Here is a 24,668-nt window from a genome sequence, read left to right as displayed (position 1 = left end):
ACGACCAACAGGTGCCAACATCTTATGCTGACTGACCAACGGGCTTCCAACCGCATCGCGATCATAGATGTTGGCTCCAACTCTGTGCGGCTTGTCATTTTTGATGGCATGACCCGCGCACCGATGCCGATCTTCAATGAAAAGGTCATGTGCGGCCTTGGCCGTGACCCGGAAAACACCGGTCGCCTCAACCCCGAGGGGGTGGAGCTCGCCGTGGTCGCCATGCACCGCTTTGCGAAACTGTTGCGTGCGATGAAGGTCACCCATGTCGATGTGCTGGCCACCGCTGCTGTGCGGGCTGCCAGCGACGGCAAGGAATTCTGTGATCGCGTGGCATCGGAAACCGGCCTGACGGTCAAGGTGATTGACGGCCTTGAAGAAGCCCGCCTGTCGGCCCTTGGCATCATATCAGGTGATCCGATGGCATCGGGCATCATGGGCGATATCGGCGGCGGATCGCTCGAACTGGTTTTACTGGATCAGGGCGAGATCAAAAAACGTGTCAGCCTGCCTTTGGGTGCGATGCGCCTGCATACGGTGTTTGGCTCTGACCGGGCCCGTCTGACGGCTGAAATCAATCAGCACCTTGATACGGTCGATTGGCTGGCAGAGGGTAAAGGCCAACAGCTTTATGCCGTCGGCGGTTCCTGGCGATCAATTGCCAAGCTGTTCATTGCCCAGGAAAACTATCCGATTTCGGTGGTGCATAATCTTGCCATGCCGCAATCGGAAATGGCCGAACTGACCCACATCATTTCCCAGCAAAGCCGGGTGTCGCTTGAAAAGATCGGCGGTGTGTCCAAACGTCGTATCGACAGCCTGCCGCATGCGTCTCTTGTCATGAACATGCTGATGACCCGCATGAAGCCAAAGGAAGTTGTCTTTTCCGGCCATGGCTTGCGCGAAGGCTGGATGTATGAAGTCCTGCCCGAAGATCTGCGTCAACGCGACCCGGTGCTTGAAGCCTGCTTCAGCTTTGCCGAAGACGGCGAACGTTTCCACCAGCACGGCGAAGAAGTCGCGCAATGGTGTGCGCCGATCTTCTCCGAACTGCCGGTCAATATCGAACGGCTGCGTTTGGCCGCCTGCATCATTGGGGATATCGGCTGGAACGAACATCCCGATTACCGTGCAGAGCAAAGCTATAACCGCATTCTGCGCCACCCCTATATCGACCTTAATCACCATGACCGGGTGTTCCTCGCCTACACCATCGGCTCGCGCTATACCGGCAACTTCAAGGGCGACGAAGCCAGCGACCGCATCCTCAGCGACGAGGACCGCCTGACGGGCCGTTTGTTTGGCCATGTCATTCGCCTGGGCCATACGCTGTCTGGCGGGGTCGAAGGCATTCTGCCGCAAACGCAATTGCTGCTCGAAGATGGCAAGCTGATCTTGCAATTCGAAAAGCAGGCATCGGCCCTGTATGGCGAAGTCGTTGAACAGCGTCTGTCGAAACTGGCCAAGCTTATGAACCGCGAAAGTGTTGTCCGCCTCGCCGAATAGAGTTCAGACGCGCACAATCAGACCGCGCATTTTATTGACGCCCCACACCAAAACCGGCACCATCATCGATCTCTTTTCTGATCAGGAGTGCCGTGTCATGACAGACACCAAACAGCCATCCGATCACACCGCGCGTGACATCGTGGGCGCACTGGCGCACATGTCCTTTCAAACGCTTTGTCAGGAAATAACCGTTCTGCCAGATACCGACGACGAAATTGAAAAGCTTCGCGCCGCGGCCCGCGATGATGAGAAATCACTGATTGACCTTCTGATTGCACTGCGGTCTGCCCGACTTGGTGACATTGCCCCCTTGTTTGCCAATCCGGACGACGATCCGGCCAATGCCAAAATCGCCACATCCGATGTGCCCGACAACATGCTCTCATTGCTGAGTGCCCTTCGGGCGAGCACGGGCGTCCCGGTCCCAGGCGAATAATGAAACCGCTCGACACCCAAGCCACGCTGCATGTCCGTTGCGGATCCGATATCCGCGATGGCCTCAAGCAGGCAGGCTTCATCGGCGATTTTCTGGAATTCTCCGATCCGTTTTGTCAGGGCCCGGTGCCCGATGTGCCGCGCGATGCCTTCATCGAAACCCGTGCGGCCTTCATTTCTGGCGCTTACGACCTGCGCGGTGATACGGCACTTGAACGGCTCAGGCGCGAATATGACGCGCTCCATCGTCTTGGGCAGTATGACCATGTCGTGCTCTGGTTCGAACATGACAGCTACGATCAGCTGATCCTGGCCTTCCTGATGGATGCCATCGCCACCATCCAGCCCGAAACCAATATCGACGTCATCTCCGTCAACCACGCGCCCGCGTCCGAAGCCATCGACCGCTTCATCGGCCTTGGTCAACTCACCCTCGATGGTCTGATCTGGTGCTGGAACACTCATCGCACGCCACTTAACAGCGACATGCTGACATTTGGCAGCAAAGTCTGGAAGGCAATCCGCCAAGACACCCCAAAAGACCTCAAAACACTTGCGGAAACCGGCAATGCGCCCCTGCCCCACATGCCAGAGGCCCTCAACCGCCACCTCGCCGAACTGCCCGATCCGCGAACCGGATTAAGCCTGACCCAAAAACTCACCCTGCAAATCATCAAGGATCACGGCCCGCTCCCGGTCGGCACGGTCTTCGGCCACGTGATGCGAAGCGTTGATCCGCTGCCCTATCTCGGCGATCTGATGTTCTGGTCAGAAATTCAGTGGATGATGGACTGCCAGGACCTGCTCTTCACCCTCACGCCCGCCACCCCCAAAACCAACTGGGCCGAACGCACCATCACACTCACCAACACCGGCCACGAAACCTTGGCCGGCAAACGCAATTTCCTTGATAACTTTACCGGCGTTCGTTGGGTTGGCGGCATAAGAATCAGCCCGATATAAGCGGACTGATTCGCCTACTTTTTGGTTTAGGCGTTCCAGAAAAGTTCCGCGTTCACTTTCTGGTTTTCCACCAGATACTTAAGCTGCTCAAGACGAATGTGCTTTCTGCCAAACAGGTCTTCTGCCTTCGCTTTTTCCGCTTTTAGACGCTCAGCAACCTGCGCAGCCCCCTTTTCCGCATTCCATTTGAAACCGATATTTGGAAGCACACTATGAAGCTTGTCAAATGACACGCGGTAGCTGCGTGCATCCACCTGCGCGTCATCGGAATAAGTCAGATCACAGCCCGGAACGACTTTCTGAACAGTTTTGGCAATATCAATAACCTGATAATTCTGCTCATTGGTGCCAACGTTAAAGGCTTCCCCACTCACCAGGTTGGCCGGTGCGGTCAGAACGGCTTCAAAACTCGCGCTCATGTCCTCGACATGCATAAGCGGGCGCCATGCAGATCCATCAGACAAAAGCTTCACTTCACCAGAAACAATCGCGCGGGCTGTCAGGTTATTCAGGACAACATCAATACGAATACGCGGGGAGTCCCCATAACACGTCGCATTGCGCATGAAGACTGGCTCGAAGTTCTCGTCTTTCATCGCGCGCAAGGCGTTTTCACAATCAATTTTGCTTTTCGCATATGGCGTCAGCGGAAGCGTTGGTGATGTTTCATCGACCGGCTTTGAAACATCAGCAGCACCGTAAAGCGAACAAGAAGACGCAAACACAAAACGTTTGATGCCATGCTTCTTGGCTATCTCTGCCAATTTCATGGTTGCCTTGAAATTGATATCGTCAGTCAGCTCCGGTGCAAAATCACCCAGCGGGTCATTGCTCAGCGCAGCCAGATGAATGATGGCTTCAACGCCCTCGATATCCTTTTCCTGCACATTTCGCATATCAACGGTTCTGACTTCATCCACGGATGGCGGCGTCCAAAGGTCGAGACCATTGAAGTAGCCTGTATCAAGACCGATGACAGAATGGCCGCGGGACTTGAGATACCCGGACATGACACTTCCGACATAGCCCTGATAACCGGTCAATAATACTTTCATAAGAAGTCTTTCTGTTGATATGCGTGTTAAGGAGTTCGTTTTGCGGCACACCCCCCCGCATCCGCAAAGCGAACAAACAATATTTTTCCTGCCGCATTTTCTAAATCCTCGCGGAAATGCTTTCAACAGCAAAACAGCAAACACCTTTATAAACGCACTAAAACCTCTGAGCTTTTTAAGGCGCGGGAATGCTCACGATTATTTTCAACTTGGCCGGAATCTGTCGTTGGACATTATGTTCGGATTGAGTATGTTCAGCCCCACAAGGGACATGGATTTTCTGCAGGAAAAATAAATGACGGCGAGAACAACAGTTATCACGATCACCCATAACGGGGGGCTCGTTATTGGCGGGCTGTTGAAATCGCTTCCTGCCGACCTGCCACTGATTGTCATCGATAACGCTTCCGAGGACGATACGCTTGATATCGTCACCAATTTGCGCCCGGATGCCAAAATCATCCGCAATCGCGTTGGCCTTGGCTATGGAACCGCTGCAAGTCAGGGTCTTGAGATTGTCGAAACCGAATTTGCCCTACTGGCCAATCCGGACTCTTTGATGACCGGTGATGCCATTGACGCACTTGTCGCCGCCGCGGACCAATACCCAGATGCTGCGATGTTCGGCCCACTGCATAAGGATGGCAATGGCGATATCGAACCCAGCCATGATGTCGAACTCTGGAAGCGTCGCGATTATGGCCGACTTGCCTATGATTGCGTGCCCGAAGGGCCGCTTTGCGTCGAATTCCTATCTGGCGCGGTCAATCTGGTTCGCATGGATGTCATGCGTCAGGTTGGTTTCTATGATCCGGAAATTTTTCTTTATTTCGACGATGACGACATGTGCGCACGCATGCTCCGTGCCGGGCATGGCATGATCCTTGTTGCTGATTCAGTTGTCATGCATCTAAATGGGGGGTCAGTTCGCCCCAACCGTGCTTATTACTGGGAAAAGTTCTGGCACCTTGCATGGTCACGCATATACTTTGAACGCAAATATAAGGGCCGTTTGGCGGCGATCTGTCTTGGTCTGAAACACACTGTGCGATACGGCTGGAAGGCGCTCTTGTATGGGATCACCCTGCAACGCAAAAAGGGCTGGCGTGATCTTGCAAGATTTTTTGGCTCGCTTGGCGCGTTGGTCGGTGTGCGGGCCTCAAAGCAGCCGCGCGCGACACAGCGTTAAGGCCTCTGAAAGCAAACCCTGAGTGAGTGGAACTCTTTTCAAATGAAGGCAGTAATTCTTGCAGGCGGATATGGCAGCCGACTGAGTGAAGAAACATCGGTCAGACCAAAGCCGATGGTCGAAATTGGTGGCAAGCCGATACTGTGGCACCTGATGAAGATTTACGCGGCACACGGGGTGAATGAGTTCGTGATCTGCCTTGGCTACAAGGGCTATGTGATCAAGGAATATTTCGCCAACTACTTCCTGCATCATGCCGATGTCACCATTGATATGGCGACCAATCAGCTCGAATATCACAATGCCAATGCAGAGCCCTGGAAAATCACCCTCGTTGACACCGGCCTGAACAGCATGACCGGCGGCCGTATCAAGCGTGTCGCTGACCATCTTGATGATAATGCCCCCTTCTGCCTGACCTACGGCGACGGGCTCGGCAATGTCGATATCACCGCCAGTATCGACTTCCACAAAAAACAGGGCCGCAAGGCAACCATGACAGTGGTCTCACCTCCGGGCCGCTTTGGCGCGACGGTCCTTGATGGCGATCGCGTCACCACGTTTCAGGAGAAGCCGCTTGGCGATGGTGCTCGCATCAATGCTGGCTTCTTCGTCTGCGAAAAATCCGTGCTCAACGAAATTGCCGAAGACAAAACCGTCTGGGAAGCAGAACCGCTGCGCAACCTGTCTGATCAGGGTGAACTTTCTGCGTGGCGTCACGATGGTTTCTGGCAACCGATGGATACACTTCGCGAAAAGCATATGCTTGAAAACTTGTGGTCAGAAGGCAAAGCACCGTGGAAAGTTTGGTAAGCCAAACCCGATGACGGCTGAAATGCGCTAAATCCCGGGGCTCCAGATCGCCCCGCCTGATGTGATGATGGATACGAAATGACAACGCCAACCTGCCGCGCCTGCGGAACCGACCTGAAACACACTCTCGTTGATCTTGGCCTGAGTGCGCTTGCCAACTCCTATGTGCCGATGGATCGTGCTGATCAAAACGATCCGCGCTATCCGCTACATGCGCGTGTGTGCAGCAACTGCTTCCTTGTTCAGGTCGATGACGTTGTCCCGCCATCTGAAATCTTCAGTCACTATGCCTATTTCTCTAGCTACTCCTCAAGCTGGGTCGAGCATGCCCGCAAATACTGCGAAGCAGCAACCGAGCGACTTGGTCTTGGCAAAGATTCTTTCGTGGTCGAAGTGGCATCCAACGATGGCTATTTGCTGCAGCATTTTGTTGTCAAATCAATCCCGGTTCTGGGCGTTGAACCGGCTGCCAACATTGCCAAGGAAGCCGAGAAAAAAGGTGTTAAAAGCCTGGTGGCCTTCTTTGGCAAGGAAACGGCCGAAAAGGTCGTGGCCGAACACGGCCACGCGAACCTGACCGCGGCCAACAACGTTCTGGCCCACGTGCCCGACATCAACGATTTCGTCTCGGGTTTTGCCACGGTTCTGGCTGATGACGGGGTCTCAACCTTTGAATTCCCGCATCTTCTGAACCTTCTGGAAAAGACCCAGTTCGACACCATTTACCACGAACATTTCTCCTACCTGTCGCTTTACGCGGTCGAGAAATGTTTTGAGCAAAATGGCCTTAAGGTCTTTGATGTCGAAGAACTGCCAACCCACGGTGGTAGCTTGCGGGTCTGGGCTCAGAAAACCATCGGCACCCGGCCCGAAACCGGTCGGCTAAGGGCACTCCGCACCAAGGAAGCCAATGCTGGCATCGCAACCCTTGCCTGCTACGAGGGCTTTGATGCGAAATGCCGCAAGATCCGTGACGATCTGCTGGCTTTCCTCAAATCCGCCAAGACAGAGGGCAAAACCGTTGCCGGCTATGGTGCGGCTGCCAAGGGCAACACGCTTTTGAACTACTGCGACATTGGTACAGATCTGATTGATTTCGTGGTCGACGCCAACCCGCACAAGCAAAACACGCTCCTGCCCGGAAGCCACATTCCGGTCAACGCACCGGACCACCTCAAGGTCGCCAAGCCGGATTATGTCCTGATCCTGCCTTGGAACCTGTCGACCGAGATCATGAAAGACATGGCGCATGTCAAGGATTGGGGCGGACAGTTCATGGTTGCCATCCCCAAGGTCGAAGTGATCGGATGAAATTTGTCGCGACAGACATAAAAGGCGTCGACCTGATCGAGCTTGAAAAGCACAGCGATGATCGCGGCTTTTTCGCGCGCTCCTTCTGCAAGCAGGAACTTGCCTCTAACGGCCATGAATTCGAGATAGATCAGGCAAATCTGTCGTTTAATCATCACGCGGGCACGCTGCGCGGCATGCATTATCAGGCCGCCCCTGTTGGTGACCCAAAAGTCGTGCGCTGCATCTCCGGTGCGATCTTTGATGTTGTCATTGACCTCCGCCCAATCTCACCGACCTATTGCAAATGGGTGGGTGCGGAATTGTCAGCAACCAACCGCAATTCCCTGATCATCCCGGCAGGCTGCGCACATGGTTTTCTGACGCTTGAACCCGATACCGAGGTTCTCTATCTGATGGGCGCCCCCTTCGTGCCTGACCTCGCATCTGGCGTGCGCTGGAACGACCCGGCCTTTGGTATTGAATGGCCCCAAAAGCCTTCCATCATCAATGACCGCGATGCCAACTACCCTGACTACGAGCCGTCAAAATGAAGGTCCTCGTCACCGGCGCCAACGGCCTGATAGGTCCCTATGCCTGCCAAAAGCTGATCTCGGCTGGCCATGATGTCATCACCTGCGGACGAACTGTGCCAGAAGATGGCGAGCTCCCCGGACGACATGTGACGGGTGACCTGCTGGATGCCAGTTTTCGCAAACACCTGATCGCATCCGAACGTCCCGACGGGCTGATCCATCTCGCCTGGCAGACCAAGCACGGTCATTTTTGGAACGCGCCGGATAATCCCGATTGGCGCGAAGCCAGTATCGATCTTCTGGATCGTTTCCATGATCGGGGCGGCAAGCGTGCCGTGTTGGCCGGAAGCTGTGCCGAATATGACTGGCAAGGCATTGCGCCGGGACAAAAACTGACCGAGAACGCAACTTGCAATCCGCACACGATCTATGGTCAGGAGAAACTGAAGCTTGCCCAGCATTGTCTGGACCTTAATGCCAAGGGTGCCACCATCGCCTGGGGACGTCTGTTCCTGCTGTGCGGCCCGAAAGAGGCCCCCGCACGGTTTGTTCCGGCCATCACACGCGCCCTTCTGGCTGGTGAAACTGCCAAGATGAGTTCTGGCAAGCAGATCCGCGATTTCATGCATGTCGCCGATGCCGGTGCTGCCTTTGCCAAGCTGATCGATCATCCCTTCACCGGGCTTATCAATATCGCATCCGGCAAGGGCCACAGCTTGCTCGAGGTTGCAGAAACCATCAAAAGCCTCATTGGCCATGGCACCATCGCAGTGGGCAGCATGCCCGACCGCCCGGATGATCCGCCCTATCTGGTCGCAGACACCTCAACGCTTACCGAAACGATTGGTTTCAGGCGCGAATTTGACCTAACATCCGCATTGCAGGATTGTATTGATTGGTGGCAGCGCGATGAAGCTTAAGGACCGTATTCGGAAATTGCTGGGTATTAAACCCAAATCGGCAAAGCTTCCGGCCCATGTCACCATTGGCAAGCATTCCTATGGCCTGAACAAAAACATGGTCGCTGGCGCCTCACAGGATGCGGCTCTTTCCATAGGGTCTTACTGTTCTATCGGGCCTGACGTCCTGTTTCTGTGCAAGGTTGATCACCCGCTAAACTATCCAAGTACCTACCCGTTCAAGACACGCCTGTGGCACCCTGACCAACCCAATAGTGACGCCATCACCAAAGGGGCGATCACGCTTGGTCATGATGTCTGGATTGGTGCGCGCGCCATTATTCTGTCCGGCGTCACCATCGGCACCGGGGCAGTCGTCGCAGCCGGTTCCATCGTCACAAAGGACGTCCCGCCTTACGCCATCGTCGGTGGAAATCCGGCACGCGTCATTAAAAAGCGCTTTGACGATCAACAGATCGAAAAGCTGCTTGCGACCCGCTGGTGGGAACGCAGTGATGAAGAGCTTCACGCAATGGCCGATCTGCTTTATGGCGATGTCGATGCTTTTCTTGAAGCAATTCAGAACCGTCCGTGACCGTCTGACCAGTACAAGTCTACCCCAACCCTCGCGACGCCCGGAAAATCTCGCTTCGGAGCCATTTATGCGCGGCATTGGCGGCGTTGCGGACGTGCCAGTATTGGGCAAAGCCATATTCGCGGAATTCAAGCGGCAGGTCGAACTGGCCAAAATCCTGCATCATCGAGCCTGCCAGGCGCGATGGCAGGGTGGCGATGATGTCAGTACCCCGGATCAGGTTGGCGACGCTGGCAAAGGTCGGCACCTGAAGCACTGTGCGGCGTGATCGGCCAAGGCCGCGCAGGATGTCATCAATTTCCGAACTGTCATTGGCCCCGATCATCACGCGCGCATGGCTGGCCGCACAATACCGGTCCAGCGTATCGGGCGGCCCGTCGTGAAATGCCGGATCATAAAAGCACCGCATCCGTTCGCGAAAAAGGCCCTGCCGGGCGATATCGCCATGCTTGCCCGACTGATCAATCGTGATCGCATGATCAATCGTGCCATCGCGCAGCCATTTGACCATGCGGTCTACCCCCGGCACCGATACGACCTGAAGCCGCACATCAGCAGAACATTTTTGCAACCGCTTCATCAGGGCTGGCAAGATCACCGCCACCTCGTAATCATTAGCACCAAGCACAAAGCGCGCAGAATGATCGGCATTATCGGGATCAAACGCCACCACACGGGTCAGGCCACGCATCCCTTGCAACAACCCACGCACCTGTGGCGCAATTTCGTCGGCATGGGCGGTCGGTGCAACTGATCTACCTGACCGGACAAACAGCGGATCGCCAATAATCTGGCGCAACCGATCCAGCCCGTGACTGACCGTCGGTTGCCCGACATCAAGGCGGTGTGCGGCTGCTGTCACCGATCCCTCGTCATAAATCGTCAGGAACAGCCGAAGCAGGCGATAATCAAGATCCAATTCATCGATTTTCATGCATAAGTATTATCATACCCATCGAATTGATCATATGCATTATTGGGTCCAGATTTCTCCCATGAACAGGCGATGCCTGACCCCTTAACGGAGAAACTGACATGACCATCCTCATTACTGGCGCCACCGGCCAACTCGGAAGCCTTGTTGTCAAACATCTGCAGGGTCGCATCCCGGCAAGCGACATCGCCGTCAGTGTGCGCAAGCCGGAAAAGGCCGCAGACCTGAGCGCCAAGGGGATTGATGTCCGCGCGGGCGATTTCAATGATCTTGCCCTGATGACAAAGGCGTTTGCCGGCATTGACACCGCCCTCATCATCTCGGCCGAAGACGACAACGAAACCCGCATCAAACAACACCGCACCGCCGTCGATGCCGCCAAGGCCGCCGGCGTCAAACACATCGTCTATACCGGCATCATCGATCCCAAGGCGGATGCCGATTTCACCTATTCCGCCATTCACCTGGATACCGAAAACTACATCCGCCAAAGCGGCCTCGCCTTCACCATTTTGCGCAACAGCTTCTATGCCGATCTTCTACTGGCCGGTGTACCGCATGCGCTTGAAACCGGCGATTTTGGTGCCCCGGCCGGTGATGCCAAAATCACCTACATCCCGCGCAATGACCTGGCAGAAGCCGCCGCCGTGGTTCTTGCCAAGCCATCTGATCACGTCAATAAAATCTATGACCTGACCGGGACCAAGGGTGTGACGCACGCCGAAATTGCCGGCTTTATCGCAGACGCCACCGGCAAGCCGGTCAAATTCGTAGACCTTCCGGCTGAGGTCCATACCGGCATCCTCAAAAGCCTCGGCCTGCCCGATCACCTGATCGAAGCCCTTGCCGGTCTCTATGTCGGGGCGAAGAAAGGCGACTACGAAACCGTAAGTGACGATTTCGAAAAGGTCGTCGGGCGCAAGCCACAATCAGTTGAAGACTTCATCGCAAAGGCTCTGAAATGAACCGCTTTAAATCAGGACTTCTCATCCCCGTACTCGCAACCTTCATTGCCACCATCCAACCGGCTCATGCCGGTGAGATTGAGGATCGCAACACCGCAAACGCCGTTGCCTTCTATGAAATGGTCTTTAACGAAAAGGACGTGGACGGCGCGATCACGAAATATATCGGCGAGAAGTATATTCAGCATAACCCGTTTGCCGCCGATGGCATCGAAGGTTTCCGTAGTGCCATCTCTGGTTGGCTGGCGTCAGATCCCTCTATCCATGCTGATATCGTCCGCACCGTCGCCGAGGATGATCTGGTCGTGCTGCATGTCCGGTCAACCTCCGCGCAGGGCGAAAGCGCTGTGATGGACATTTTCCGCTTTGATGACAACGGCAAGGTTATCGAACATTGGGATGTCGTTCAGCCGGTTCCGGCGACATCAGCAAATAACAACACAATGTTCTAGGCCCTCAACGCCGTTCATAACATCAAGCCCCCGAAAAGGTGCTTTTCATCTGACAAAAAACGGGCCCCGAAAGGGGCCCGGCAAGTTTTCAGGGAGGCATCAGAAACGGACCAAACGGTCCCTGACCTTCAGGGGGTAAAGGTCAGCAGAGAAGAGACAAAAAGCACAGCCGTCGAGGTAATCGAAAAAGCGATATATTTGATAATCATGTTCAGGCTCCTTTGCGGGGGGGCGGGGGGACAGGCCCCAAGTAGAACGCGTTTCCGCCGAACTTTCCTGTCCGCAAAAGGACCCGGAACATGGCGGGGTGGTCTAAATCGGGACTAAAGTCCCAGGTGTGACAGCCCCGGATGATCATCCGGACGGCGACCAAGCGGCCAATGAAACAGCCGGTCTTCAGCCGAAATCGGCTTGTCATTGATCGATGCCACGCGATGGCGCATCAGGCCGTTTTCATCGAATTCCCAGTTCTCGTTGCCATAGGCCCGAAACCAGTTGCCGCTATCATCGCGATATTCATAGGCAAAGCGCACAGCGATGCGGTTTTCATGAAACGTCCAGAGTTCCTTGATCAAACGGTACTCCAGCTCCTTGGCCCATTTGCGGGTCAGGAATTCAACGATGTTTTCCCGGCCCTCGAAAATCTCGGCGCGGTTCCGCCAACGGCTGTCTGGCGTATAGGCCAGCGACACCTTTTCGGGATCGCGGCCGTTCCAGCCATCCTCGGCCATACGGACCTTCTGTTTGGCGGTTTCGACGTTAAAAGGCGGAAGAGGTGGCCGTGACATCATCTGATCCTTTGGTGTTTGGTCGATAAAGGGACCCCGGTCGGCGCGCAGCAACATGCGGAGGGGGGAATGCCGACCGGGGGAGTTGCCGGAAGTTACGCTGCGGAGGCGTTAACCACCGGGAAGTCAATCGGGGTATCAAAGGCTTCGTTGAGGTAATTGGTCAGGGTATTGAGCGCGACATGCGCCACGATCTCGACCAGTTCGGCCTCGCTGTAACCGGCAAGCTTGGCGGCACTGACGTCACCTTCACTTACCTGGCCACGGTTTTTGACCAAAGCGACAGCAAAGCGCACAGCCGCATCGGCCTTCTGATCGCTCGACGTGCCATTGCGGTTTGCCGCGATCTCGGCGTCATCAAGTTTGGCGATGTTTTTACCCAGATAGGTATGCGCCGACAGGCAATAGTCACAGCCGTTAAGCTGTGCGACCGCAAGGGCAATGCGTTCGCGGGTCTGCGGATCGAGCGCCCCTTTGGCAAGCGCCCCATTCAGACCAAGATAGCCCTCAAAGGCCGCCGGGCTGTTTGCCGTCAGACGAAACAGGTTCGGAACCGAACCGAGCATCTTGTTCACACCTTCAAGAAGCGGCTGGGAAGCTTCCGGTGCAGCATCGATCGAAGCAGGCAGGGAAATACGGGTCATTGAAACTCTCCTAAACAAGTTCGGGTTGATCAGTGTTGAAAGCATATATACAGACAGGTCTGTCTACTTGTCAAATATATTTTTGGAATGACCATTCTTGTATCTGAAACGCTTGCAATTCTGCGGCTTTCCCGCCACAAGAATACAGACCGGTCTGACTATTGGAGTAAGAAAATTGAAGTCTAAACGCGACGTTCTCGTCGATACGGCCCTGCGTCTTTTCTACACACAGGGCTTCAACGCCACCGGAATCGACAAGATTCTGGCCGAGTCCGGCGTCGCCAAAATGACGATGTACAAACACTTCAAGTCAAAGGATGAACTGATCCTGGCCGCCCTTACGCGCCGCGATGAACAATTCCGCGACTGGCTGAGCGCTGAAATGCAAAAGGCATCAACCAACCCGCGCGATCAGTTGCTTGCGATGTTTGATGCGCTCGAAGAATGGTTTCATGGCCGCGCTTTTAAGGGCATGGGCTTTTCCGGCTGCGCGTTTATCAACGCCTCAAGCGAGTTCGCCAAACTTGACCACCCGGCCCACCAGATCGCCGCCGAACACAAACGCTGCGTGCTCGAACATATTGCCGATCTGTGCACAAAGGCCGGCGCGTCCGATCCCAAACAACTGGCCGAACAACTCGCCCTTCTAAAGGAAGGGGCAATTGTCACCGCCCAGGTGCGCGGCATGCCCGAATCCGCCCGGATTGCCAAAACCATGGCAACCGCCCTGCTGGATGCCGCCCTGCCCGCCTGACGACATCGAAACGTCATTCCCGCGACGGCGGGAATCCATTGCTTGCGTGATAGTCCGGCTATCAAAAACAAAAACGGGGCCGTCGGGCCCCGTTTTTTGTTCATCGCAGCAATAAGCGACCTAGTCCTCAAGCTCGACAAAGACCACTTCGCCGCCTTTAAGCTTAAGGCCAAGCTGCCCGTGTTTCAGGCGCAGCGCGTATTGCCCGAAAAGCTCGCGCCGCCAGCCACGCATGGCCGGAACATCGGCGTTGTCGTCGGCGGCGATATTCTGAAGATCGTCGCTTGATGCCACCAGACGCTGGGCAACGCCCTTTTCCTCGGCACAGAGTTTAAGCAACACCTTCAGAAGCTCCACCGTCGGGCCGATCCCGGCCGGCAGCTCGATACGTTCCTTTGGCTTCGGCCACTGATCCTGCGGGCTATCAAGTGCTGCCTTGATCGCCTCGATAATCGCCTGCCCCGGTTTGGAGGTGCCAAAGTTGCGACCAACGCCACGGGTTTTATCAAGGTCCTTGTCGGTCATCGGCTGACGGGCAGCGATATCAAGCAAGGTATCATCGCGCAAAACCCGGTTGCGCGGCAGGTTCTTGCGCTGCGCCTCGGTCTCGCGCCATTCGCCAAGCGCACGGGCGACTGCCAGGAATTTCGGGCTGTTGGATCGGGTTTTAAGCCGCTTCCATGCCTCGGCCGGATCAATCGAATAGATCGACGGATCAGTCAGGCGTTCCATTTCCTCAAACAGCCAGACCGCACGGCCATTGGCCTCAAGGCGCTCGTGAAACGCTTCATAGATCACACGCAGATGGGTGACATCGGAAAGTGCGTAGCTGATCTGCTTGGTCGAAAGCGGACGGCGCGACCAATCGGTAAAGCGCATCGATTTATCAATGCTTTTGCGCGCCACCTTGTTGACCAGCGTCTCATAGCCGACCTGATCACCATAGCCGAGCACCATCGCCGCCACCTGGGTGTCAAACACCGGATGGGGGACCTTGCCCGACAGATGGACGAAAATCTCGATATCCTGGCGGGCAGCGTGAAACACCTTGACCACCGCCTCGTCCTGCATCAGCTCGAACAGCGGCGTCAGGTCTATGCCCTCGGCAAGCGGATCGACCGCCGCCCCGTTGTCGGACGGCTCCGGACTTGCCAGCTGCACCAGACACAGTTGCGGCCAATAGGTCGAGTCCCGCATGAATTCGGTATCGACAGTGACATATTCGAACTTGCGCAATCTTTCACAGAGATCGCGAAGTTCTTCTGTAGTTGTAATTGGTTCCATGCCGACTGCTATAGCATTGCCTGCCACAATTCGCCAGTGGCTTCGATGCAGGGCTGATCTTCGCCGTATTCGGGCAACATATGCGCCAAGGCTCTCCAGAGAATAGGTCCTGACCCTAGATAATCTCGTCCTCATCCAGAAGCGGATCGGATTGCAGGTGGGTTTCGATGGCGTCCATGCGTTCCTGAACTTCCGACGGCCGCTTGATCGATGCGATATGAAACAACGCATCGCCCTGATTGACGATCGGATGGTTGGTCCGCCCGATGATCAGGCCTTCCTCACGCACCACGACTTCCTCGTCACGCTGCCCGAACGGGTCGGAAACGGCGGCCACAACATCACCGGCATGGACAAACTCGCCGGCCAGCTTGAAGGTCCGCAAAATGCCGCCCGCCGGTGCGCGCAGCCAATGGCTGTTGGAAGATTTGAACGATGCCACACGCGGTTCGCGTACAGTGCGTTGCGACAACATGCCAAGCTTGCGCATCACGCGCAAAACGCCCGATACCCCCGCACGGATCGACATTTCATCAAAACGAAGTCCCTCGCCCGCTTCATAAAGCAGGATCGGCACACCAAGCTCGCGCGCAGCTTCACGCAGCGACCCGTCGCGCAGCGGACTGGTCAGAATGATCGGCGCGCCGAATGCCTCGGCATATTCCATGATTTTCGGATCGTCTTCATTGACCCGGATCTGCGGCAGGTTAACCCGGTGAATGGCAGCTGAATGCAGGTCGATGCCAAAGTCCGATCGTTCGACAATTTCGTGCAGGAACAGATGGGCAAGCTGAGCTGCCAGCGACCCGCGCGAATGCCCCGGGAAGCACCGGTTCAAATCGCGGCGGTCGGGCAGATAACGGGTGTTGTTCAAGAACCCGAACGCATTGACCACCGGCACGGCAAGCAATGTGCCACGCATGCCGCGAAGGGCTGGCGATTTCAACACACGGCGGATGACCTCCACCCCGACAATCTCGTCACCATGGACAGCACCACTAACGAAAATCACCGGCCCCGGTCGTTTGCCATGCACGACATTGACCGTCAGATTGACCGGCGTGTGGTTGGACAAAAGCGAGATCGGGATATCAACAATCTGGCGCGTGCCCGGAGCAACCTTTTTCCCAGCGATTTCAAAATCAGGGTTCTTGGGGGTTCTGGGCGCTTTGCCTTTCCCCTTCGGTGATCCGGTTTCGCTCATTTTGGTATCCCTTGTTCTTATCCCTTGCCTTTGGTCCGCACCTTACCGGGTTTGAAATCTTTTTCCATGAATTCAATGATCATGCTGGCAATGTCCTTGCCCGTTGCATTCTCGATGCCTTCCAGTCCCGGTGACGAATTCACCTCCATCACCACCGGCCCGTGATTGGATCGCAGGATATCAACACCACAAACATTAAGCCCCATCGCCTTGGCGGCTTCAACGGCGGTTGAGCGTTCCTGCGGGGTGATGCGGATCGCACGCGACGAGCCACCACGATGGATGTTGGACCGGAAATCGCCCTCAGCCCCTTTGCGTTCCATGCTGGCAACAACCTTGCCACCAATCACAAAGCAACGGATATCGCTGTTGCCGGCTTCCTTGATGAATTCCTGCACCATGATCGCAACATTCGCACCACGGAACGCCTCGATCACGGATTTGGCGGATTTTTCGGTTTCGCCCAGAACCACACCGATACCCTGTGTGCCCTCCAGAAGCTTGATCACCACCGGCGCGCCACCCACGATCGACAGAACTTCATCGGTCTTCTTCGGATCATGGGCAAAGGCCGTCACCGGCAGGCCAATACCACGGCGTGCCAGGATCTGCAGCGAACGCAACTTGTCGCGCGACCGGCCAATGGCAACGGACTCGTTTAACGGATAAACACCCATCATTTCAAACTGGCGCAGAACCGCCAGACCGAACTGGGTCACCGACACACCGATACGCGGGATCACCGCGTCATAACCGGTAAGCTTGTCACCGCCGTAATAGATTTCCGGTTTCAGCGACGTGATGTTCATCGACACCCGCAGCGTATTGATGATGTCCAACTCATGCCCGCGTGCTTCGGCCGCCTCGACCAACCGTTTGTGGGAGTAAAGGTTTGGATTGCGTGCAAGCATCGCGATTTTCATAAGATGTCCCCCAAGGTCGGCAAAACGAAGTGCGACCGGTATAATACCGGTGGCTGGCGAATGCGGAATTGTCAGAAAGTAAAACGCCCCAGTCGGATGTTAGTTCCGATCTCGGGCTGTTCTTCTGCGCGTCTATCTCTGTTCCGGCTTCCCTGCAAGATAAGATTTCGATGGCAGCACCAAAAATCTTCCTGCTTTCATCGCTGTGCGGCCCAAAAGCATGGGAAAGCCCATGATTGACCGGTTTGCCAGCGATACTTCAACTTTCAATTTGTGATGCCCAACCTGGATATGGGTGGCAATCACAAACCGTTCTTCGGCATTTCCGTTCGAAGAGCGAATCTCGCGCATTTCAATCAGCGGCGCCAGACAATCGATCCGCCCATGCCCGTCCCCGCGATAATGCGGCAGGGTAAATGATACAAAATCCTGCCCGTCACGCACGACTTTCTTTGGATTAAGAGCATGCAGCGACGATGTTCGGGCCCCGGTATCAACCTTGGCCTTGATCAACGGCACGCCGAGATCAGGAAGGCCGATCCATTCCCGCCACCCCAAAACATGTCCATCGGAAATCAGGGTATCGGTCTGGCTCTTAAGCGACGGTTTTGCTTTTACGCGTTGCGGGCTCACATGCAGCTTCCGGTTATTGAATGCAATCTGTTAGGTGGTGGTGATGATAACCTGTAACAACCTGATCGGCTTACGAAATTCGTTTCGATGTTACGATTTCGCAGTCATGTCATCCATGACACTGCGCACCAGCGGCAAGGTCACCGCCCGCTTTTCGGCCAAGGCCCGGCGATCAATGGCCGCCACCAATTGACTTAACGCCGCAAAGGACCGTTCGATCCTTGGCAAAACATAACTGATGATTTGCGGGCTGGCCGGGATCTGCCGGTCGGCAAACAGCTTGATCAGCAATCCGACAATCAAATCATCATCCGGCGGCGAAATCTCGCACACCAGGGCCGCGCCCAGCCGTGATTTCAGATCGGGCAAATCAATCTGCCAGCGCGATGGCGGCTGGCTTGCGGTCAACAACAAATGCCCACCGCGTTCCTTCAGCATATTGTAAATATGGAAACAGACGGTTTCATCAAGGCCCGCGCCGGCCACAAGGTCCGCATCCTCGATCACAAGACCAGTGGCATCGCCCAGAAGCTCATCGGGATTGATCCCGTTCAAATCTGATGCTGCGACCTGCAACGCACCGGATCGCGCCCGCCAGACTTCCGCCAGATGACTTTTGCCGCATCCCTTTGGCCCATACAGGCACAAGGCCGGGGCGGGCCATTTCGGCCATTGGTCGATCCACGCCACCGCCTCGCTGTTGCAATCGGCCACCATGAAATCATCACGGCCAAGTGCCGGACGCATTTCAAGCGCCAGCGGCAATTGCTGCGGGTCGTTATCTTTGTCCGGCTTGGATGTCACCCGGGTCACAGTAAACTCAATTTGCTGATCTCGATCTCTGGGGTCTATTTCTCGGCCTCGGTCGTGGCATTGTTGCCAGCGTCCGGTCCGTGATCATAAAGCCTGCTATCGAGATACTGCCTTAAGCCATAACGTACAAGCACGCCGATCACGGCGGCCACCGGCACCGCCAGCATCACACCAAGAAGTCCAAACACCGCACCCCCGGCAAGCAAGGCAAACATCACCCAAACGGCATGAAGCCCGACCTTGTCACCCACAAGCTTGGGCGTCAGGAAATTACCCTCAAGCACCTGACCGATCAAAAACACCAGCGCCACCAGCCCAAGATCAAGCCCAAAGCCAAACTGGGCCAGCGCCACACCCATGCCAACCGCAAAGCCGGCAATCATCCCGAAATAGGGCACAAACGACACAAGCCCGGTCATCAAACCAATGACAAAGCCAAACTCAAGCCCCGCCAGCGTCAGGCCAAGCCCGTAAAACAGGCCAAGCAATATGCACACGGTCGCCTGTCCGCGGACAAAGCCTGCAAGGGTTTCGTCAATCTCGCTGACACACTGGCGGATATCCTTGGCCGACCGCCTCGGCAGATAACTGTCCACCTTGGCAACGATCTTGTCCCAGTCACGCAGCAGGTAAAACGACACCACCGGCGTAATGAACAGCAAGCTCAGGAAGTTCAAAAGCGCCAACCCGCCCGAAAGCACATTGGTCAGAACATTACCGACCCATTTAAGGGCATTGGCACTCTGTCCCTTGATCGCATCCGATACACTTTGCAGCGTTTCGGGTGCCACGCGATCAAGCACATTTTGCAAATACGGCGCGACATTGGTGCGCAACGTATCGACATAGCCCGGAAACCGTTCAAGGAATCCTGCCAACTGGCTGCCGATCATCGGCACGACAATCAACATCACCAGAATGAACACAAGGAAGAAAAGGAACGTGATGATGCTGGTTGCAATCACCCGGCTGGCCCCGCGTTCCTCAAGCCGGTCGGCAAGCGGATCGAGGAAATAGGCAATCGCCATCCCTGCCACAAACGGCAACAGAATGCCCGAAAACAGCCAGATCAGGAAAAAGAATCCAACAACAAAGATCAGCCAGAAACGTGCTTGCTGTCGTAATGTCATTCCCCGGCCCCTGTTAAACTGTCCCTGTCATGCAAAAGGCTTATCCGCCTAATGACAGCCCCTGCAAACGATCCGCCCCGCTTGGCTGAATGAACCAGAGTTCCCCCATCCGCGACAGGCTAAGGTTCTGCTGATTAAGCGCTGTCTGCAACTGATTGGCCGACCCGACATATTCGATCGATACCTGCACTTCGCGTTTCGACATCGCAATCACCCGCGAATTGCGCACCACCGGCAGCCCGATCAACTTGTTCTCGATCCCCGCCCAGTCCGCAAGACCGGTAATCGGGATAAACACCATCAGGTTGCCACCCGTGCTGTAATTGATCAGGTTGGCGCGTTTCCAGCCATCGGCCAACTGCTCCTGAACCGACTTGGCAGCCCGCACCAGCGTTTCATTCAATGTCTCGCCGGCTTGCGTCTTTTCCTGCACACCAAAAATCTGCGGCGCGCCATTGGGCTCATAGCGGGTGACGGATACATCAACCGTCTCGCCGCCCTCTGGCCCGCTGACCTCGGCACTGGCCACAACAGCCACATCCGCGCCATAACGTTTGGCAAGCTGGGACAGACGTTCCATTGATCCGCTTTCGGCCTGCTCGGCCGAGACGGTGCTGATATCGGTCAGATCGCCAATCGGTGCCTTGATCGGCACCAGTCCCGATGTCGCGATATTACGCGCCCAGACATCGCGCCACGGATTGGGATCATCCCACAGATTGACGAAATTATTCGTGCGATAGACCGGCACGATCATCACCGGTTTGGACTGCAATTCGGCAAATGAAATATCGCGGAACCGCAAGAACCGGCGAAGCTCGTCATCCTTGAAGCGCACGGTCATGTCCGCGATATAGCGCACGGATGATGTCTTTTCGTTCGACACCCCGAAATCGCGCACCATGTTCGTGATCACCGATGTTTCCGGTGTCGCAAGTCCGGCGCGATCTTCGGGCAGGGTCAAGCGGGCAACCACTTCTTCAAACGCCTTGCGCTGACCGATTTCAAGTGCACGCTCGCGCGCAGCAGCCGCAGTTTCGGCGCGCTCGTCAACATGAACACCGCTGACGGTGAAAATGTCCTGTGCCGCTGCCGGAAAGGCGATAATGGCTGCTACGGTGGCGGCACCCGCCCACATCTTGATGTTTTTCAATGAAGTAAGCACGTATGCCTCTTTGCCCTAGTCTTATTTTAAGTCGTGTCTTGTTGCATTATTCTATAACGCTCTTTGTGGCATGTTGAACGCATTCTGCAAAGAAAACTCTGTCATGCGCAGGTGATCATTGCATATTGCCCGCGTTTGAGTATTTTCGGCCCAGCGGAAATTATCAAGCCCGCGTTTTTTATCAGCAGGATCGCTCTCGTCCTCTATATCTGATTAAAGGCGTCAGTAAGGCGGATTGGTCAAACAGCAGGTTCCCTGCGACCCGGACCGCAATGCGACAGTTGCCCGTCGATTGGACGTCGATACGTGCTGATGAAAAACGCGGTTTTGCCGCCTTTTATTCATGCATGTTTGATGCCAGGGACCCCGAAATGACCACCTCTAACGGCCTTACCTATAAGGACTCCGGTGTCGATATCGATGCCGGGAATGACCTTGTCGAACGAATCAAACCGCTTGCAAAAGCAACAACCCGTTCCGGTGTTGCCGGTGGTCTTGGCGGCTTTGGCGCCCTTTTTGATCTGAAGGCTGCCGGATATAACGACCCGGTTCTGGTATCCTGCACCGATGGTGTCGGCACCAAGCTGAAAGTCGCCTTTTTGGCTGACAAACATGACACGGTCGGCATCGATCTTGTCGCCATGAGCGTCAATGACCTCGTCGTACAGGGTGCAGAACCGCTTCTGTTCCTCGATTACTTCGCAACCGGCAAGCTTTCGGTCGATAACGCCGCCAGTGTCGTTGGCGGCATTGCCGAGGGCTGCAAACAGGCGGGTTGTGCGCTGATCGGTGGCGAAACCGCCGAAATGCCGGGCATGTATGCCGACGGCGAATATGATCTGGCCGGTTTCGCGGTCGGTGCGGCCGAACGCGGCGAACTGCTTGATGGCTCCAACGTTGCCGAGGGCGACGTTATCCTTGGCCTGGCATCCAGTGGCGTTCATTCCAACGGCTATTCTCTGGTCCGCAAGGTTGTCGATATGGCAGGCCTTGGCTACGGCGACGAAGCCCCCTTCGCACCGGGCAAAACCGTTGGCGAAGCCCTGCTTGAACCGACCAAGGTTTATGTCAAAAGCTGTCTGGCCGCCCATAAGGCTGGTCTGGTCAAGGCACTTGCCCACATCACCGGTGGTGGCCTGACCGAAAACGTTCCGCGCGTTCTGCCCGAAAACCTGACCGCTGTGTTTGATGCCAGCACCTGGGAATACCTTCCGGTATTTAAATGGCTCGCCAAACAGGGCGGCATTCCGGCAACCGAAATGGCGCGTACCTTTAACTGCGGCATCGGCATGTGCGTTGTTGTTCCGGCCGATAAAGCCGATGAAGCCGAAGCCATCCTGCGCGAAAACGGCGAAACCGTCAGCCAGATCGGTGTCATCGGCCCGCGTGCTGGCGATGGCCCGCAGGTCGTGATCAAAAACATGGCCCGTTCATGGGAAAAGTAAACAAGTTGAAGCTCGCCGTTCTGATTTCAGGCGGCGGGTCCAACCTGCAAGCCATCATCGATGCCTGTAATGCGCCCGACTACCCGGCCGAAATCGTGCTGGTCTTTTCCAACCAGCTTGATGCCGGCGGGCTTGAACGCGGCCGCCGTGCGGGCATCCGGTCGGAGGCCATCTCGCACAAGGGTTATCCCGGCGGGCGCGAGGCCTACGATAACGCGGTAAGCACCCTGATCGAAGAAAGTGGTGCCGACCTTGTCGTTCTGGCCGGTTACCTGCGTCTGGTCAGTGAAAGCTTTGTCACCCGCTGGAAAGACAAACTGATCAACATCCACCCGTCGCTTCTGCCAAGCTTCAAGGGTCTCGGTGTGCATCAGGCTGCCCTTGATGCCGGGGTGAAGTTCGCGGGTTGCACCGTGCATTATGTCGTCCCCGAAGTCGATAGCGGCCCGATCATCGCCCAGGCCGTCGTTCCGGTCATGCCGGGCGACGATGCTGGCAAACTGGCCCAGCGCATCCTGAGGCAAGAACACCGCATCTACCCGCAGGTCATCCGCTGGATCGCCGAAGGCCGCGTCTCGGTCGATGCCAAGGGCATTGTAACGGTGGCCGATGCGCCGCAAGCCGACTTTGCCGAAATCAACCCGGCGCTCGAGCCCGGATGAAAGAACCTTTGGCGCTGGCTGCGCAGGTTTCTGAACGCATAAAAGGCGGGGCATGATCATGTGCCCCGCCTTTTTTTTCGCTGCTGCCAGATCCGCAAACCGGGGTCATAATCTTTGCGCATTCTGATGCTGTTATGGGCTTACCAAATGCCACCACCGCCACGGAAAACCGATATCATGATGCGCAAGCTCTCCGGACTGATCATCCCCCTCGCCATGTTGGCCATGCTCAGCAGTCCTGTACTCACCACTCCTGCACTGGCCGATTCCGATCCGGAACTGGATTCTTACAAGGCCGATATGCAAACCGGTGAAAAATCCTGGCGGGCGCAAAAATGCGCTGTCTATCAGGAAACCCGGGACGAAATGCTTGATGAAATTCCGCGCGGCGCACTCAGCCCCGAATTTGCCAAGGCCGAAGAAGACTATATCGAAAATGGCTGTGCCGGGCGCGCCTATGCCTGCCCGAAATCCAAGACGGAACTCGACTATGCCAACAAGATGTCGTTTGCGATGATGAGCCACGGGCTATCGGGCACCTTCCTGCCCTATGGCTGCAAATCAAGCATCCAGTAACCCCTTGGGATCAAAGGTGAACCACAACAGATGTGAAGTCGGTCAAATGTCTAACATCTATGGTTAATCTGCATCTTGCACTGCATCAACTTCGTGGATATACATTTGAACAATCCCAAAATATCCAATCCAAGGAGGCAAATTTGCAGGGTAACGATTACGAACTGACTGAAACCCATGTCAGCATCTATCACGGCTACACCAACTTCGTGAAATGGGGCACCATCTCGATCATTGCCCTTCTGGTGTTGATGGCAATTTTCCTTCTGTGATTTGCCTGTTGCGAAAAACTAAAAGCTGCCGTTTTCCGGCAGCTTTTTTTATGCTCAAAGCGTATCTGTCTCATAGCGCACGATATTAAACCCCTCGTCCACGCCCGGCGGAACAAAGGCCGCATTGATCTGATGGAACTGGGCATCGCTGGCGGCGAACTGATGGCTTCCGGCCCGGTTGCGCACGCGAAGACGGTTGATGCACACCGCGTCCTGCATATCAAGATAATGCAAAACATGATCGGCCCCGGCATCCTCAAGGATGCCGCGCATCCACCGCCGAAGGCCGACTGTATTGGCCGGAAAATCCAGCACCACCGAAACACCAGCGCGCAGCACCATCGCCACATGCGGCCCCATCACGCTGCGCAATTTGTCCGATAGCCGGACATAATCCGCAACCGAGCACATCTGATCTCCAAAAAGCGTCGAGAGCCATTCATCCTCGGCAATCAGAACCGTGCCGGGCTTGCGCGCCAGTTCCGCGGCAAGGGTTGATTTGCCCGCGGCAATCTTGCCACACAGCAAATGAAGGGTGCCGACCTTTGTGCCGTCTTGCGGCATCAAGGATCGATCACGTGGTTGTAACGCTGATAAGGGCTTGGTCATTGTCATCTCCCGGATTGCACATCGCTGGTCTGGCCGGGAGACAGCCACAAAAAAACCCGCCTCGCCGGCGGGTGGGTCTCATTTGGTCAAAACGTCGCTACCCCGCCACTCTATGAGAGGCGGTAAAAATT

28 protein-coding genes are annotated in these 24,668 nt (G+C 55.6%); 16 read left to right on the top strand and 12 right to left on the bottom strand.

Translation table 11 applies throughout. The annotated features are described in order from the left end of the window. Positions 1–24: 24 nt before the first annotated feature. From ppx to AUQ41_RS05585, 3 genes are all read left to right on the top strand, one after another. Complete coding sequence (ppx, locus tag AUQ41_RS05595; protein WP_063087115.1) at positions 25–1,506, top strand: exopolyphosphatase; 1,482 nt, start codon at positions 25–27, stop codon at positions 1,504–1,506. A gap of 97 nt (positions 1,507–1,603) precedes the next feature. Beyond that, positions 1,604–1,945 (top strand): hypothetical protein, encoded by a 342-nt coding sequence (locus AUQ41_RS21120; RefSeq protein WP_063087114.1) that lies wholly within the window; start codon positions 1,604–1,606, stop codon positions 1,943–1,945. After that, the gene (locus AUQ41_RS05585; RefSeq protein WP_063087113.1) at positions 1,945–2,907 is read left to right on the top strand and encodes a DUF1835 domain-containing protein; all 963 of its coding nucleotides are present in this window, start codon (positions 1,945–1,947) and stop codon (positions 2,905–2,907) included. Before AUQ41_RS21120 ends, AUQ41_RS05585 begins: the two co-directional genes overlap by 1 nt. Positions 2,908–2,933: 26 nt before the next feature. Here the strand turns inward: AUQ41_RS05585 and AUQ41_RS05580 are convergent, their stop codons facing one another. Further along, complete coding sequence (locus AUQ41_RS05580) at positions 2,934–4,106, bottom strand: NAD(P)-dependent oxidoreductase (RefSeq protein WP_143588702.1); 1,173 nt, start codon at positions 4,104–4,106, stop codon at positions 2,934–2,936. 151 nt (positions 4,107–4,257) lie between these two features. Here AUQ41_RS05580 and AUQ41_RS05570 point away from each other — a divergent pair, with 151 nt between their 5' ends. The 6 genes from AUQ41_RS05570 (at position 4,258) to AUQ41_RS05545 (ending at position 9,284) form a co-directional block, all read left to right on the top strand. Further along, positions 4,258–5,151, top strand: a complete 894-nt coding sequence (locus AUQ41_RS05570) for a glycosyltransferase family 2 protein (RefSeq protein ID WP_063087110.1) — start codon at positions 4,258–4,260, stop codon at positions 5,149–5,151. Positions 5,152–5,193: 42 nt separating this feature from the next. Next, positions 5,194–5,964, top strand: a complete 771-nt coding sequence (gene rfbF, locus AUQ41_RS05565) for a glucose-1-phosphate cytidylyltransferase (protein WP_063087109.1) — start codon at positions 5,194–5,196, stop codon at positions 5,962–5,964. A 78-nt stretch (positions 5,965–6,042) separates the two neighbouring features. Further along, the gene (locus AUQ41_RS05560; RefSeq protein WP_063087108.1) at positions 6,043–7,275 is read left to right on the top strand and encodes a class I SAM-dependent methyltransferase; all 1,233 of its coding nucleotides are present in this window, start codon (positions 6,043–6,045) and stop codon (positions 7,273–7,275) included. Next, the gene (gene rfbC, locus AUQ41_RS05555) at positions 7,272–7,808 is read left to right on the top strand and encodes a dTDP-4-dehydrorhamnose 3,5-epimerase (RefSeq protein ID WP_063087107.1); all 537 of its coding nucleotides are present in this window, start codon (positions 7,272–7,274) and stop codon (positions 7,806–7,808) included. Before AUQ41_RS05560 ends, rfbC begins: the two co-directional genes overlap by 4 nt. Then, a complete protein-coding gene (locus AUQ41_RS05550; protein WP_063087106.1) occupies positions 7,805–8,710 on the top strand; it encodes an NAD(P)-dependent oxidoreductase in 906 nt (301 codons plus the stop codon). The genes rfbC and AUQ41_RS05550 overlap by 4 nt, the downstream gene beginning before the upstream one ends. Beyond that, complete coding sequence (locus AUQ41_RS05545; RefSeq protein ID WP_063087105.1) at positions 8,700–9,284, top strand: CatB-related O-acetyltransferase; 585 nt, start codon at positions 8,700–8,702, stop codon at positions 9,282–9,284. Before AUQ41_RS05550 ends, AUQ41_RS05545 begins: the two co-directional genes overlap by 11 nt. A 19-nt stretch (positions 9,285–9,303) precedes the next feature. Here AUQ41_RS05545 and AUQ41_RS05540 read toward each other — a convergent pair whose 3' ends face one another. After that, a complete protein-coding gene (locus AUQ41_RS05540; RefSeq protein WP_063087104.1) occupies positions 9,304–10,218 on the bottom strand; it encodes a LysR family transcriptional regulator in 915 nt (304 codons plus the stop codon). Between the two features lie 101 nt (positions 10,219–10,319). On the opposite strand from AUQ41_RS05540, the gene AUQ41_RS05535 reads away from it, so the two are divergent. Together AUQ41_RS05535 and AUQ41_RS05530 are read left to right on the top strand one after the other, a co-directional pair. Next, entirely contained in the window at positions 10,320–11,183 is an 864-nt protein-coding gene (locus AUQ41_RS05535) for an SDR family oxidoreductase (protein ID WP_063087103.1), read from the top strand. After that, positions 11,180–11,635 (top strand): nuclear transport factor 2 family protein, encoded by a 456-nt coding sequence (locus AUQ41_RS05530; protein ID WP_083952737.1) that lies wholly within the window; start codon positions 11,180–11,182, stop codon positions 11,633–11,635. Before AUQ41_RS05535 ends, AUQ41_RS05530 begins: the two co-directional genes overlap by 4 nt. A 323-nt stretch (positions 11,636–11,958) precedes the next feature. On the opposite strand, the gene AUQ41_RS05525 is transcribed toward AUQ41_RS05530, so the two are convergent. Together AUQ41_RS05525 and AUQ41_RS05520 are read right to left on the bottom strand one after the other, a co-directional pair. After that, positions 11,959–12,423: a DUF1348 family protein gene (locus tag AUQ41_RS05525; RefSeq protein WP_063087270.1), complete on the bottom strand. Its 465-nt coding sequence runs from the start codon at positions 12,421–12,423 to the stop codon at positions 11,959–11,961. 95 nt (positions 12,424–12,518) lie between these two features. Further along, positions 12,519–13,067, bottom strand: a complete 549-nt coding sequence (locus tag AUQ41_RS05520; protein ID WP_063087102.1) for a carboxymuconolactone decarboxylase family protein — start codon at positions 13,065–13,067, stop codon at positions 12,519–12,521. Positions 13,068–13,242: 175 nt separating this feature from the next. On the opposite strand from AUQ41_RS05520, the gene AUQ41_RS05515 reads away from it, so the two are divergent. Next, positions 13,243–13,821 carry a TetR/AcrR family transcriptional regulator gene (locus AUQ41_RS05515; protein ID WP_063087101.1) on the top strand — a complete coding sequence of 193 codons (579 nt, stop codon included), beginning with the start codon at positions 13,243–13,245 and terminating at the stop codon, positions 13,819–13,821. A gap of 120 nt (positions 13,822–13,941) precedes the next feature. Here AUQ41_RS05515 and rnd read toward each other — a convergent pair whose 3' ends face one another. The 7 genes from rnd to AUQ41_RS05480 form a co-directional block, all read right to left on the bottom strand. Beyond that, positions 13,942–15,105 (bottom strand): ribonuclease D, encoded by a 1,164-nt coding sequence (rnd, locus tag AUQ41_RS05510; RefSeq protein ID WP_063087100.1) that lies wholly within the window; start codon positions 15,103–15,105, stop codon positions 13,942–13,944. Between the two features lie 115 nt (positions 15,106–15,220). After that, positions 15,221–16,309, bottom strand: coding sequence for a succinylglutamate desuccinylase/aspartoacylase family protein (locus tag AUQ41_RS05505; RefSeq protein ID WP_198155617.1), 1,089 nt, complete (start codon positions 16,307–16,309; stop codon positions 15,221–15,223). A gap of 17 nt (positions 16,310–16,326) precedes the next feature. Continuing rightward, entirely contained in the window at positions 16,327–17,232 is a 906-nt protein-coding gene (gene rimK, locus AUQ41_RS05500) for a 30S ribosomal protein S6--L-glutamate ligase (protein ID WP_008891260.1), read from the bottom strand. 132 nt (positions 17,233–17,364) lie between these two features. Then, entirely contained in the window at positions 17,365–17,865 is a 501-nt protein-coding gene (locus AUQ41_RS05495; protein ID WP_008891259.1) for a RimK/LysX family protein, read from the bottom strand. Between the two features lie 90 nt (positions 17,866–17,955). Further along, positions 17,956–18,678: a DnaA ATPase domain-containing protein gene (locus tag AUQ41_RS05490; protein ID WP_063087099.1), complete on the bottom strand. Its 723-nt coding sequence runs from the start codon at positions 18,676–18,678 to the stop codon at positions 17,956–17,958. A gap of 35 nt (positions 18,679–18,713) precedes the next feature. Beyond that, complete coding sequence (locus AUQ41_RS05485; protein ID WP_063087098.1) at positions 18,714–19,808, bottom strand: AI-2E family transporter; 1,095 nt, start codon at positions 19,806–19,808, stop codon at positions 18,714–18,716. 40 nt (positions 19,809–19,848) lie between these two features. After that, complete coding sequence (locus tag AUQ41_RS05480) at positions 19,849–20,973, bottom strand: DUF2066 domain-containing protein (protein WP_232308315.1); 1,125 nt, start codon at positions 20,971–20,973, stop codon at positions 19,849–19,851. A gap of 371 nt (positions 20,974–21,344) precedes the next feature. On the opposite strand from AUQ41_RS05480, the gene purM reads away from it, so the two are divergent. The 4 genes from purM (at position 21,345) to AUQ41_RS21030 (ending at position 23,928) form a co-directional block, all read left to right on the top strand. Continuing rightward, positions 21,345–22,418: a phosphoribosylformylglycinamidine cyclo-ligase gene (gene purM / locus AUQ41_RS05475; protein WP_063087268.1), complete on the top strand. Its 1,074-nt coding sequence runs from the start codon at positions 21,345–21,347 to the stop codon at positions 22,416–22,418. After that, positions 22,406–23,080: a phosphoribosylglycinamide formyltransferase gene (purN, locus tag AUQ41_RS05470; protein ID WP_063087097.1), complete on the top strand. Its 675-nt coding sequence runs from the start codon at positions 22,406–22,408 to the stop codon at positions 23,078–23,080. Before purM ends, purN begins: the two co-directional genes overlap by 13 nt. Before the next feature lie 177 nt (positions 23,081–23,257). After that, the gene (locus AUQ41_RS05465) at positions 23,258–23,656 is read left to right on the top strand and encodes a hypothetical protein (protein WP_143588701.1); all 399 of its coding nucleotides are present in this window, start codon (positions 23,258–23,260) and stop codon (positions 23,654–23,656) included. A gap of 143 nt (positions 23,657–23,799) precedes the next feature. Continuing rightward, positions 23,800–23,928 carry an aa3-type cytochrome c oxidase subunit IV gene (locus AUQ41_RS21030; RefSeq protein ID WP_197145299.1) on the top strand — a complete coding sequence of 43 codons (129 nt, stop codon included), beginning with the start codon at positions 23,800–23,802 and terminating at the stop codon, positions 23,926–23,928. A gap of 54 nt (positions 23,929–23,982) precedes the next feature. On the opposite strand, the gene AUQ41_RS05455 is transcribed toward AUQ41_RS21030, so the two are convergent. Then, positions 23,983–24,537, bottom strand: coding sequence for an ATP-binding protein (locus tag AUQ41_RS05455; protein WP_232308314.1), 555 nt, complete (start codon positions 24,535–24,537; stop codon positions 23,983–23,985). Positions 24,538–24,668 lie beyond the last annotated feature (131 nt).

This window comes from Thalassospira sp. MCCC 1A02898, from assembly GCF_001618185.1.
GTDB classification, from domain to species: domain Bacteria; phylum Pseudomonadota; class Alphaproteobacteria; order Rhodospirillales; family Thalassospiraceae; genus Thalassospira; species Thalassospira tepidiphila.
Note: the sequence above shows the minus strand (reverse complement) of the source record. Positions and strands in the feature narration are given on the sequence as shown.